8 protein-coding genes and 2 pseudogenes are annotated in these 12,248 nt (G+C 67.3%); 7 read left to right on the forward strand and 3 right to left on the reverse strand.

Annotated elements, in window-relative coordinates; translation table 11 throughout:
- A pseudogene (locus HUU96_RS04100) lies at nt 1-1,731 on the reverse strand (PD40 domain-containing protein); the annotation flags it as partial.
- Between the two features lie 78 nt (nt 1,732-1,809).
- Nucleotides 1,810-4,116 carry a TonB-dependent receptor gene (locus tag HUU96_RS04105; protein ID WP_254604976.1) on the reverse strand — a complete coding sequence of 769 codons (2,307 nt, stop codon included), beginning with the start codon at nt 4,114-4,116 and terminating at the stop codon, nt 1,810-1,812.
- Between the two features lie 407 nt (nt 4,117-4,523).
- Here HUU96_RS04105 and HUU96_RS04110 point away from each other — a divergent pair, with 407 nt between their 5' ends.
- The 7 genes from HUU96_RS04110 to HUU96_RS04140 all read left to right on the forward strand — a co-directional run bounded on the left by HUU96_RS04110 (nt 4,524) and on the right by HUU96_RS04140 (nt 11,949).
- Nucleotides 4,524-6,827, forward strand: a complete 2,304-nt coding sequence (locus tag HUU96_RS04110) for a TonB-dependent receptor (RefSeq protein ID WP_174291586.1) — start codon at nt 4,524-4,526, stop codon at nt 6,825-6,827.
- 118 nt (nt 6,828-6,945) lie between these two features.
- The gene (locus tag HUU96_RS04115) at nt 6,946-7,911 is read left to right on the forward strand and encodes an AraC family transcriptional regulator (RefSeq protein WP_174291587.1); all 966 of its coding nucleotides are present in this window, start codon (nt 6,946-6,948) and stop codon (nt 7,909-7,911) included.
- Between the two features lie 161 nt (nt 7,912-8,072).
- Entirely contained in the window at nt 8,073-9,197 is a 1,125-nt protein-coding gene (locus tag HUU96_RS04120; RefSeq protein WP_174291588.1) for a catalase family protein, read from the forward strand.
- A gap of 68 nt (nt 9,198-9,265) precedes the next feature.
- Nucleotides 9,266-10,351, forward strand: a complete 1,086-nt coding sequence (locus HUU96_RS04125) for an alpha/beta hydrolase (protein ID WP_254604978.1) — start codon at nt 9,266-9,268, stop codon at nt 10,349-10,351.
- A gap of 16 nt (nt 10,352-10,367) precedes the next feature.
- Nucleotides 10,368-10,853, forward strand: coding sequence for a DUF4142 domain-containing protein (locus HUU96_RS04130; protein WP_174291589.1), 486 nt, complete (start codon nt 10,368-10,370; stop codon nt 10,851-10,853).
- Nucleotides 10,854-11,002: 149 nt separating this feature from the next.
- On the forward strand, nt 11,003-11,314 hold the full coding sequence (locus HUU96_RS04135; protein WP_174291590.1) for a metalloregulator ArsR/SmtB family transcription factor: 312 nt from the start codon (nt 11,003-11,005) through the stop codon (nt 11,312-11,314).
- Complete coding sequence (locus HUU96_RS04140) at nt 11,278-11,949, forward strand: SdpI family protein (RefSeq protein WP_174291591.1); 672 nt, start codon at nt 11,278-11,280, stop codon at nt 11,947-11,949. The genes HUU96_RS04135 and HUU96_RS04140 overlap by 37 nt, the downstream gene beginning before the upstream one ends.
- A gap of 14 nt (nt 11,950-11,963) precedes the next feature.
- Here the strand turns inward: HUU96_RS04140 and HUU96_RS04145 are convergent.
- Nucleotides 11,964-12,248, reverse strand: a pseudogene (locus HUU96_RS04145) (bifunctional 4-hydroxy-2-oxoglutarate aldolase/2-dehydro-3-deoxy-phosphogluconate aldolase); the annotation flags it as partial.

The following is a 12,248-nucleotide window of genomic DNA, read 5'->3' on the forward strand; positions in this document are numbered from 1 at the left end:
CGGCAGCGCGTCGGGCCTGGCCGGCGGACGGCCCGGCGCGACCGGGGTGGCGGGACGGACCGACGGCTTGTCGGGCTGGTCGGCGGGCTTGAACAGGTCCTGGAAAGCATCCTCGCGATACTTCGGCACATGCAGCAGCAGGTCGATACGGACGATCCGCACCTCCTCCGAACGCTGCGCGGTGTCGGCCAGGATGTAGGTGCCGTCGGGCGACCAGGCGATGCGCCGGCCGGTATTGCCGTTGGCGAGGAAGCTGATCGGCCGCGCCTCTCCCCCCGCCGCCGGCACGACATAGATGTTGCGGAACGCCTTGGGGCCGGTCACCCCGAAGGCGAGCCAGCGGCCGTCGGGCGACCAGACCGGGGCGGCATCGCGACCCTCCAGCGCGCCGGTGAACAGCGTGCGCTCGCTGACCGGCGTGCCGTCGGGGCCGAGCACCGCGACCCGCAGCTCGTTCTCGCCATGGACATAGGCGATCGACTTGCCGTCCGGCGCATAGGCGGACGACTGCACCGCGCCGCCGCCGCTGCTGAGCGTGACGGTCGCGCGAGTGACGAAGTCATATTGCTTCAGCCGCACATCGGCCCCGTCCTCGGCCAGGAAGGCGAGACGGCGCGAGTCTGGCGACCAGCTGAGGTCGCTCTCCGCCGTCGCGGTGCGGGTGATACGCTGCGCCGGGCCGCCGTCCTTGGACGGGGCGGCGAACACCTCGCCATGCGCGACCACCGCCACCTTCTTGCCGTCGGGCGACAGGGCGATCTCGCGGAAGCTGGTTTCGTTAAGGTGGGTGTCGCTCTCGCCGGCGGGGGCACCGCGCAGCCGGATCGGCACTGCCCGCGCCTCGGCGGTGCCCGCGTCCCAGCGCCAGATGCCGAAGTCGCGCTCGAAGACGATGCCGCTGCCGTCATAGGCGATCGACGGCCATAGCACGCGGCCGCCGGCAAAGTGCGTCAGCGCCACCGGCGTGCCGCCAGCAACGGGAGCGCGCCAGAGGTTCTCCGCGCCGCTCTCGTCGCTCATATAGCTGATCGCGGTGCCGTCCGCGCTCCACATCGGGAAGGCATGCTTGGCACCGCCGGGCAGGAGCTTGCGATAGCCGCCGGGCTGGCCGCCGGAACCATCGAGCGCCTTGAGCCACAGCTCGGTCTCGTCGATGTGCGAATGGCCGTTGCGCCACCACTGACCGTTGGACAACCCCCGCGCCATCAGCGCCAGCGTCGTGCCGTCCGGCGAGGGTGCGCTCTCGAACTCGGCGAGGTAGCGCTCGCGGCTGACCTCCAGCGGCGTGCCGCCGTCCACGGACACGCGGAAGATGTCGGCCTGCCGCGCGACGTCGTTGACGCCCGAGGAGAAATAGAGCCAGCGTCCGTCGCGCGACCAGCCGTCGAGCGTCTCCGCCGTGTCGGCCCAGGTCAGCCGCTTGACCTCGCCGGTGGCGAGCACCAGCAGATAGACGTTGGTCGAGCCCGCCCGGTTGGAGGTGAAGGCGAGCAGCTTGCCGTCGGGCGAGTAGATCGGCCGGCCTTCGGTCGCGGGATGGCTGACCAGCAGCCGCGCCTCTCCACCCTGCACCGGCACCGTCCAGATGTCGCCGCCCGATACAAACGCGATCTCGCGGCCGTCGGGCGACAGCGACGGCTCGCCCAACGACGGGTCGGCCCAGGCCGCGCCGGCACCCATCGTCACCATCGCCGCGGCCAGTGCCGCTCCGAACCACCGTGCTGCCTTCATCCGATCACCCCCGTTTGACGGCACCATGCATCAGGCGACCATGGCTGCGCAACGGGAGGCGAGCGTCACCTCACGCCATCATCGGAACCGGACGCCGACCGTCGCGCCGAACGTGCGCGGATCGGGGAAGTTGGCGACGGTCAAGCCGCCGAACGACGGGCCGAAATCGATGAAGTTGCTCGGCGCGGACTCCTGCGTCAGATTGCGCACCCACACCGACAGCGAGGCGCGATGGCCGCCGAGCGGGATGTCGCCGACCTGCGCGCGCAGGTTGACGATCGTGCGGCCGGGCGAACGGCTGTTGCTTGCGATCTGGGTCAGCGAGCTGCTGCCCTGCAGGGCATAGGGGAAGGTGTAGTAGCTGGACACGAAGCTGAGGTCGCCGATCAGGTGAGCCTTGCCCCAGCCGCCTTCGGCAAACTCCCAGTCGGTGCCGACCCCGACATTGTAGTGTGGTGCCTGCGGAAAGGCGCGGTTGCCGGCGACGTCGATGCCGCCGTCGATAAAGCTGCGATAATGCGTGTCGAGATAGGCGAACGAGGCGTTGGCGGTGAAGTGCGCGGTCGGCTGGGCGGTCATCTCCAGCTCCAGTCCGCGGATGCGCGCCGCACCGGCGTTGAGGACCAGCGAGGCGGCCGATCCGTTGCCCTGGAACGCCGACAGCTGGATGTCGCGATGCTCGTCCCAGAAGGCCGCGACGTTCAGCTGCAGCGTGTTGCCGATCAGCCGGCTCTTGAAGCCGAGCTCGTAGCTGTCGACCGTCTCCGGCCGGTAGGGCTGGCACAGCTCCAGCGCGCCGGAGGGGCAGGCCGCGGTCGGCGCGCCCGCCACGTTGCTCTCGCCGTTGAACCCGCCCGACTTGAAGCCCTTGGCATAGCGCGCATAGGCATTGATGCGGCTGGTGAAGTCATAGCGCAGCGTGGCGGCGGGGCTGACGTCGCTGTACGACACCGACGGGATCACGCCATACGGCACGTTGATGACGGTGATCGTCGGCGTGGCAGCCGGCGACCCCAGCGCGGGCAGGACGTTGAGCAGGCGCGTGACCGACTTGGTCTCGTGATTGTAGCGCAGGCCGCCGGTCAGCGTCAGCTTGGGCAGCACGGTCGCATCGACCTGGCCATAGGCGGCTTCGGCCTGCGTCTTAGAGCCGTAGCGCGAGTCGAAGCGGCTCTGCCCGAAGAAATAGGTCTGCGGGTTGTTGGTGAAGCCGTTGTCGTCGAAATAATAGCCGCCCAGCACATAGTTCAGCCGACTGTCCAGCGCCTTGCCGGTCAGCTGCAGTTCCTGGCTGAAGGAATGATAGGCGGTATGCCGCTCCGACACCGCGACCGCGATCGGTGTGCCGTCGAGGTCGAGGCTGTCGTCGAAGTTCAGCTTGCGATAGGCGCTGATCGACTTCAGCGTCGCCGCGCCGATCGTGTAGGCGACGGTCAGCGCATGGCCTTCGATCCGCTCGCGCTCATATTCCTGCGAGTTGACGCTGCCGCTCGACTGACGCGCCTTGTTGGCGAACAGGTAGAGCGGGATGCCGCTATAGCCGCGCGATGCGGGATCGAAGATATCGCTCGCCGCGCCATTGCGGTTGACGGAATAGAGCTGGAGATAATTGGGCTGCTGGTCGGTGCGGCTGAAATCATAGGAATAATCGGCGACGAGCCGGTCGCTGAACTGCGCACGCAACTGCGCCATAATGCCGAAGCCGTTGAGGTCGTTGGTGCGGTCGGTCAGCACGGGCGATGCAAAGGCGCTGGCCGCCGGGTAGGGATTGGGTCTGATGGCGATGAAGCCGTCGCGCTTCTCATACTGGCCCGACACCTTGAGCGAGAAGATGCTGACCGCCGGCAGGTCGATCGCGCCCTTGATCCGCCGATCGTTGAAGTTGCCGTAGCTGGCCTCCAGCGACCCGCCGGCGACGCCGGTCGGCTTGCGGGTGACGAGATTGACCGCGCCGGCCAGGGTATTGCGGCCGTACAGCGTCCCTTGCGGGCCGCGCAGCACCTCGACGCGCTCAAGGTCGGCGACGTCGAACACGTTGCCCTGCGCCTTGGCGATGTAGACGCCGTCGACATAGAGCCCGACCGCGGGCTCGAAGGTGATGGCGGGGTTGATCGTCACCGACCCGCGGATCGATATCTGCGCCACCGTCTTGTTACCGGGCGTCCGCTCGATCTTCACGTTGGGGGCTACCTGGCCGATCTGATCGATCGACGTGATGTCGCGCGACTGGAGATACGCGCCGCTGATCGCCGAGATCGCGATCGGCACCTGCTGGACGTTCTCCGACCGGCGTTGAGCGGTCACGACGATGTCGGCAAGCCCCGCCGGGCTTGCGGCGGCGCTGTGTTGATCGGCGGCCGGGTTGAGGCTGGCATCCGCCTGCAAGGCCGAACCGGGGGGCGAGGGCGAGTCAGGAATGACCGATCCCGTCGCCGGTAGGGCAGAAGTCTGCGAGGGCGACGCCGTCTGCGCACCAGCCATTGTTGACATTGCCAACGCCCAGCCGATGGCGGTGCCCATCAGCAATGTCCTGCGATGCATCATCCTCTCCCCTCGACTTGGCAGGCGATCACCGCCCTTGATTTGGCCAACCAGCGCTAACCGGCTTTGACTTAGACGCGATCTACGCGTTCAGTCAATCTAGGATACTGTAATGCGTACCTATGATGCAATAATGCTACGCAGTCAGGAGCGGACGTTCGCCGCTGTTTAGCGCTTGCGGCAGCGCGACACTGCCCTATCGTGATGTCAGAGCCACCCGAACCGAGGTGGCGAACATTGGAGAGGGACAAGTGAACCACAGGTATCGCTTGCTGAGCGGTTTTGCCGCCATGCTGCCGGGACTGATGCTGTCAACCGCGGTGCAGGCTCAGACGACCGTGGGGACGACCGTTCCGGCCACCGCCTCGCCCGACGCCGGACAGGCAACGCCCGCCCGCCCCGGCGAACCTGCCGTGCCGCCGACCATCGCGAGCGGTCAGGACACAACCGACAATGCGACAACGGTCGGCGAGATCGTCGTCACCGCACAGAAGCGCTCGGAAAACCTGCAGCGCGTGCCGATCGTCATCACCGCCGTCAGCGGCGCGCAGCTCGCCACCGCTGGCGTCACCGGCCTGACCCAGCTGGGCGCGGTGACCCCCGGGCTAACCGTGCGCACCACCGCCGGTGCCGTCTTCCAGCCCGCGATCCGCGGCGTCGGTACGTCGAGCAACGTCGTCGAGAACCCGGTCGCGCTCTACATCGACGGCGTCTACCTGGCGCAGCAGCGGGAGGGTAACCGCGAGCTGCCCGATGTCGAGCAGGTCGCGATCCTCAAGGGGCCGCAGGGCACGTTGTTCGGGCGCAACGCGACCGGCGGCGTGATCCAGATCACCACCCGCCGCCCCAGTGAGCAGTTCACCGGCGAGGCCAAGGTGGAGATCGACAATTACGCGACGTTCCGCGCCAGCGGCTTCGTCTCGGGCGGCCTCGCCCATGGCGTGGCGGCCAGCCTGTCGGCCGACGTCACCACGCAGGGCGAGGGCTATGGCAAGAACCTGACGACCGGCCACGACACCTTCCAGGTCGCCCATGCGGTCAGCGTGCGCGGCAAGCTGCTGTTCGATATCGATGCCAAGACCTCGGTCCTGTTCATCGCCGACTATCTCGACCGCAAAGACTATACCTACAGCTTCGTGCCCTATCCGGGAACCAGCTTTTCGGTGCCGCTGCCCGGACCGCTGCCCAGCCCTCGCGACACCTATTCATCGATCGATCCCTATGCCTCGTTCCGCGGCGGCGGGGTCAGCATGACGATCGATCACGATCTCGACTTCGCCAAGCTGGTGTCGATCACCGCCTATCGCGAGGGCCGGAGCGACTATCTGTTCGAGGACGTGCCGGCCGGCCAGAACGTGTTCCAGGTCGGCGTGCCGTCGAGCGCCCAGCCCAACCGGCAGTTCAGCGAGGAGGTCCAGCTCGTCTCCGAGAAGAACGGCCCCGTCACCTACACCGCCGGCGTGTTCTACTTCTACAACCGCAACGCCAACGTGCCGGTGCTGCGCCAGTTCTTCCCGGTGTTCTACGGCAACCCGCCCGCCGCGGTGCTCGCCAACCTGAACCAGACTACGGTGACCTATGGCTCCGAACAGACCCAGTCGGTGGCCCCGTTCGGGCAGCTCGGCATCCGCCTGTTCGAGGGCACGCACCTGACGCTCGGCGGGCGCTTCACCTATGAGCAGCGCACGCTGACCGGGCAGCTGATCGCCAACCACTATAACGGTGTGTCGCCCGTCACGAACTACAACCCGCCCGCGCTGACGATCAACAAGCCGACATGGCGGATCGCGCTCGACCATCAGTTCGGCCCCGACATCCTCGGCTATGTGTCGTACAACCGCGGCATCAAGAGCGGCGGGTTCAACATCCTGACCCCCTCCAACCCGGCCTATCTGCCCGAGCGCCTCGACGCCTATGAGGCGGGATTGAAGACCGAGCTGTTCGACCACCGGCTGCGGCTCAACGCCGGCGGCTTCTATTACGACTATACCAATCTGCAGGTGATCCAGTTCGTCGGCGTGTCGCAGACGATCGTCAACGGTGCCAAGGCGCGGCTGTACGGGCTGGATGTCGACTTCACCGCGCGCGCCACGCCGGAGCTGACGCTCAGCGGCGGGCTGGAGGCGCTGCACGCCCGCTTCGTCTCGTATCTGGGCGCGGTGGGCAGCATCCCCAAGCCCGCCGGCGGCGCAACGCTGATCTCCGTCGATGCCAGCGGCAACCGCATCCCGCTCGCGCAGAAGTTCGCGGGGACGCTGGCGATGGATTACGAGAAGCCGGTCTCGTTCGGGACGATCCATGCCAACGTCACCGCGAACTATAATGGCGACTACAAGATCGAAGCCGATAATTTCCTGACACAGAAGGCCTATACGCTGCTGAACGCCTCGCTGGCGTGGCGGCCGCAGGGGGATCGGTTCGAGGTGAAGATCTGGGCGCGCAACATGCTGGATGAGTTGGTGCTCAACAACACGTCCAGCCAGGCGCCGGGCTACCCGACCTCCTATGGCACGCCGCCGCGAACGTTTGGCATGACCGGCAAGGTTCACTTCTGACGGGAAGCCGGCAAGGCCGACGTCGAGCGCGATCCGCGACATTGCGTCATCGCTTCGCGAACGCTGCCGCGCCGTGCGCGCAGTGTTCGTGGTGACGGCCGCGCTGTAGGGCGGGGCGATGACACGCACGCTCGACCAGCTTCTCACCACCATCGACGTCGACCCGCACGCGTTCTCGGTGTGCCGGATCCAGACCGGCTGGCGCATGACGTTTCCCGCCTTTGATGCGGTCACGGTCCATTTCGTGCTGCGCGGCTCCGGGCAGTTCCAGGTCGGGGCATCGCCGCCGATCGCCTTTTCGCCGTCCAGCGTGCTGATCATCCCGATCCGCGAGCCCCACTGGGTCGGCGAGGGCGGCGAGGCGCATGTCCGCGAGGCCGCGGACCGCTGCGCGCTGCTCGGCGACGGCTTGGTCGAGTTCACCGCCGGCAGCGGTGCCGACGACACGCTGATGCTGTGCGGAGCGCTGGCACCACCCTATCAGGGCGGCTTCGGCTTCTTCGACCTGCTGCGCGCACCATCGGCCGGCGACACGGTGTCGGGCGTCATCCCCGCAAGCGTGTTCGACGCCATGGCGCATGAGATCGCCCATGCCGGGTTCGGCACGCAGGCGATGTGCCAGGCGCTGATGAAGCAGGGCCTGATCGCCCTGCTGCGCAACCGTCGGAAGCAGGATGCGGACCTGCGGGGGGGCACCATGCCCCACCCGCGCCTCTCCAAGGCGGTCGCCGCCATCATCGGAAATCCAGCGGCCGCACACACGGTGGACAGCCTGGCATCGCTTGCCGGCATGAGCCGCGCGTCGTTCTCCGACCATTTCTCGCGGGCGTTCGGTCAGGGGCCGATCGACTTCGTGCAGAAGGCAAGGCTGCGGATCGCTGCACGGCTGTTGCGGACGACCGACCTGCCGATCAAGGTCATCGCGCAGAGCGCCGGCTATGCCGGACCACGACCATTCTCGCGAGCCTTCCAGGCTGTCTATCAACGCGGACCGGCCGACTACCGGGCCTTCGCGACAGGCGACGCGGTCAAGCTGTCGGCCGATGTCGACCCAGCCCAGGTCCCCGATCGTCCAGATCAATAGCATCGCTCGTCCAAATCACGTCGGGCGACGGACCCGATCTGCCGACTCGCGGTTCTCAACGCCGGACCCAAGGTCCGCGTCGTCCTCCGCGCGCCCCGCCATTGTCCGGCGATCGGCAGCGGACATCTCCACCGAACCCCGCGCTCGCAGAAAGTCTAGCCATGCCCGATGATCTCCACCATTCGCCCATCGCCTTCACGCCGAATATCGAGGTGCGCGCCGAGGACGAAGCGGAGACCATCCAGGGGCTGAACGAGCAGCTGCGCCTGATCCAGGAGAAGACCGCCAAGGATTACGGCACGGCGCTGCGCGGCGTCCACGCCAAGGGTCATGCGATCGTCAAGGGCAAGCTGGAGGTGCTGTCCGGCATCGCCCCCGCCCTTGCGCAGGGCCTGTTCGCCGCACCCGGCAGCTACGACGCGCTGCTGCGCTTCTCGACGCTGCCCGGCGACATCCTCGACGACAGCGTCAGCGTGCCGCGCGGGCTCGCGGTCAAGCTGTTCGGCGTCGCCGGCGACCGCCTGCCGGGATCGGAAGCCGATGCCAATCAGGACTTCATCCTGGTCAACGGACCGGCCTTCGCCGCGCCGACGCCCAAGGCGTTCCTCGCCAACCTCAAGATGCTCGCCAAGACGACCGACACCGGCGAGGGATTGAAGAAGGGCCTGTCGGCGACGCTCCAGGTCGTCGACGCCGCGCTGGAGACGGTCGGCATCCAGAGCCCGACGATCCAGACGCTGGGCGGCGCGCCCAACACCCATCCGCTCGGCGAGACCTATTACACGCAGGTGCCGCTGCGGCATGGCGGCTATATCGCCAAGCTCTCGATCGCGCCGGTGTCGCCCAACCTCGTCGAGCTCGCCGGCAGCAAGGTCGATACGGCCGGCCGCCCCGATGCGCTGCGCGAGGTGATCGGCGAGGTGCTGATCGAGCAGGACAGCGTCTGGGAACTGCGCGTGCAGCTCTGCATTGATCTGGAGAAGATGCCGATCGAGGACAGCTCCGTGGTGTGGGACGAGAAGCAGAGCCCGTATGTGGCGGTCGCCCGCCTGACCGTGCCCGCGCAGCTCGGCTGGGAGCGCGGCCTGAGCGAGCAGCAGGAGCAGGCGGTGGCGTTCAGCCCGTGGCACGGCATCGCCGCCCACCAGCCGATCGGCGGCGTGAACCGCGCCCGCAAGCCGACCTACGAGATGTCGACCCAGTTCCGCGGCCAGCACAATGGCTGCCCCGTCCACGAGTTGCGCGCGCTCGCCGACCTTTCGACCCAGGGCATGACGATCGACTAGGACGCGGTGCTCGGCAATGGCCGGACGCGAACCTCCGATACAGCGGACCAAAACAGGAGACCGGTTCCATGAAGTCCAGATTGTTACTCGCCGCAGCGCTGCTCGGGACGTCCGGTGCGGCGGTCGCGCAGTCGAGCATGTCGCCCAACGCCGCGCCGCCCCCGCCGCCGCACATGGCCACCCAGCCTCCAAAGGCCGCGACGGACATGCAGGCCGTGATCGATCAGCTGCCGCGGCTCGGCCTGAAGCCGATCGAGACGTTGACGCCGGTCAAGGCACGGGTTCAGCCCTCGGCCACCGACGCGACCCATGCGGTAATGAAGCAGAAGGGCATGTCCACCGCGCCCGATCCGGCCGTGACGACCCAGGACATGCCTTATGGCAGCGATCCGATGCAATATGCCCGCATCTACAAGCCCACTGCCGCGAGCGGTGCCCCCATGCCGGTCATCGTCTATTATCATGGCGGCGGCTGGGTGATCGCCGACGTGAACACCTATGACGCGGCACCGCGGCTGCTGTCCAAGCAGCTCAATGCGATCGTCGTGTCGGTCGAATACCGTCATGCGCCCGAGGCGAAGTTTCCGGCCCAGCATGACGACGCCTTTGCCGCCTATCGCTGGGTCCTGCAGAATGCGCAGTCCTGGGGCGGCGACCCGGCCAAGCTGGCGCTGGCCGGCGAGAGCGCCGGCGGCAATCTCGCCGTAGCGACAGCGATCTATGCGCGGGACAACAACCTCGCCAAGCCGGTGCACGTCCTGGCGGTCTATCCGATCGCCAACAGCAGCATGACGCTGCCGTCGCGCACCGACTCGGCCAATGCCAAGCCGCTCAACACCGCGATGCTGAGCTGGTTCGGCTATTACTATTCGACGGGCATGGCGGACATGCAGGACCCGCGCCTCAACCTGGTTGGTGCCAATCTGCGTGGGCTTCCCCCCACCACGATCGTCAACGCCCAGATCGACCCGCTCCGCTCGGACGGTGAGACGCTGGCGGCGGCGATGAAGTCGGCCGGCGACAAGGTCGAGCAGCGCACCTTCCCCGGCGTGACCCACGAGTTCTTCGGCATGGGCACCGTGGTGCGCGGGGCCTATGACGCCAACCAATATGCGATTGTCCGGCTCAAGGCCGCGTTCGGCATCCGCAACTGATACGAGGAACAAGATGATGAAGACCCTGATGATATCCGTCGCGCTGGGCGCGGTGGCGTTGGCGAGTCCCGCCTTCGCGCAGGTGATGACGCCGGCCGAATATGTGATGACCGCGGGCGCGAGCGATCTCTATGAGATCACGGCCAGCCGGACGGTGCTGGAGACCACCCAGAACCCGCAACTGCGCGACTTCGCGCAGATGATGGTCGCCGACCATAACAAGAGCACGGCCGACGTGAAGGCGGCCGCGACCCGGTCGCACGTCCGCGCCGCCCCGCCCAAGCTCGACCCGCTGCAACAGGAACTGGTGGCCGAGTTGCGCGCGGAGAACGGCGCGGCGCGCGATGCCGCGTACATCGCGCAGCAGAAGGCGTCGCATGGGCAGGCGCTGAACGTGCAGAAGGCCTATGCGATGGAAGGCACCGCACCGGCGTTGAAGAGCGCCGCGTCGGCCATCGTCCCCGTCGTCGAGCAGCACATCGCGATGCTGATGAAGATGTAACGTCGCGGCGGCGCTCAGCCCCGATCCATGAACAACGAACGCGGTCCTGCAGCCGATAGGCAGCCGGCCGCGTTCGTGCACGTCGGCACACTTGCAAACAGCATGTTTAGTATCATTGCTAATTAGTGTTGATACTAATATACGAGGGCATGGATCGAGTCTTCGACGCCCTCGCGCACCCCACGCGTCGCCGCATCCTGGAACTGCTGAAGAGCGGTGCCATGAGCGCGGGCGAGCTGGCCGATGCGTTCAGCGTCTCCAAGCCGACCATGTCCAATCACTTCGCCAAGCTGCGTGACGCAGGGCTGATCCGCGCCGAGCCGCGTGGCACCTCGATCATCTACACCATCAACCTGTCCGTCCTGGACGAGGTGGTGATGGGCTTCATGGGCCGGCTCGGCGTCGGCGAACAGGGGGAAGAGACATGCGCTATCGTGCCCACATCGTCGCCTCGGTCCTGATCATCCTCGCCATGGCCGGCATCGCCGCTGCTGCGCTTGCGCAGTTGCCGCCCGGCACCCGGCTTCCGACCCATTGGGGCATCGACGGACGGCCGGACCGCTATGCCGGTGCGGCCTTTGCGTTGTTCGGCCCGGTTGCGCTCACCGCGTTCGTCTCGCTCCTGATGGCGGCGCTGCCGGCGATCGAACCGCTGCAGGACCGCATGGAAGCGAGCGCGCCGCTCTACCGCACGGCGTGGAGCGGCGTGCTGGCGATGATGGTCTTCGCCCAGTCGATGGTTGTCGCGGCCGCCCTCGGCGTCGCGCTGCCGGGCGGCATCGTGCTGGCGGCGGTCGGCGTGTTCTTCATCGTGCTTGGCAATGCGTTGCCCAAGTCACGACCCGGCTTCTTTGTGGGTATCCGCACGCCCTGGACGCTGACCGACCCGGAGAACTGGATCGCGACCCACCGCTACGCCGCGCGGGTCATGATCGCCGGCGGCGCGGCGCTGATCCTGCTCACCGTCGTGCCGATCGACGATGGTGCGCGCGCGTCGCTCAGGATCGCGACGATCCTGATGGTCGCGACGACGCCGGTGATCTATTCGTACCTGCTATGGCGACGTGCCCGGCGCAGCCCGATGCGGCGCGGCTAGCTCGCCGCGCGACGTCAGGTGCGGGTAGCGACCAGCCCGCTGGCCTGCCGCGCCTCGCGTTCGATCGCCGCGACATCCGGCTCGCCGCGTCCGACCATCCAGCTTCCGCCGACGCACCACACCGCGTCCAGTGCCAGCCAGTCGGCGGCATTGGCTTGCGTAACGCCGCCGGTGGGACAGAAGCGCACCGCCCCGAACGGCGCGGCCAGCGCGCTCAACGCCGGGATACCGCCGGCCGCGACCGCCGGGAAGAACTTGAAGCGCGACAGTCCCAAGTCGAGCCCGCGCATGATGTCGCC

The sequence above is a fragment of the Sphingomonas bacterium genome, assembly GCF_903644135.1.
Classification (GTDB): domain Bacteria; phylum Pseudomonadota; class Alphaproteobacteria; order Sphingomonadales; family Sphingomonadaceae; genus Sphingomonas.

Coding starts and splice junctions, on each gene's coding strand:
- HUU96_RS04140 (WP_174291591.1), top strand. CDS start 11,278: ATGCGCTATCGTGCCCACATCGTCGCCTCGGTCCTGATCATCCTCGCC.
- HUU96_RS04120 (WP_174291588.1), top strand. CDS start 8,073: ATGCCCGATGATCTCCACCATTCGCCCATCGCCTTCACGCCGAATATC.
- HUU96_RS04125 (WP_254604978.1), top strand. CDS start 9,266: ATGAAGTCCAGATTGTTACTCGCCGCAGCGCTGCTCGGGACGTCCGGT.
- HUU96_RS04130 (WP_174291589.1), top strand. CDS start 10,368: ATGAAGACCCTGATGATATCCGTCGCGCTGGGCGCGGTGGCGTTGGCG.
- HUU96_RS04115 (WP_174291587.1), top strand. CDS start 6,946: ATGACACGCACGCTCGACCAGCTTCTCACCACCATCGACGTCGACCCG.
- HUU96_RS04135 (WP_174291590.1), top strand. CDS start 11,003: ATGGATCGAGTCTTCGACGCCCTCGCGCACCCCACGCGTCGCCGCATC.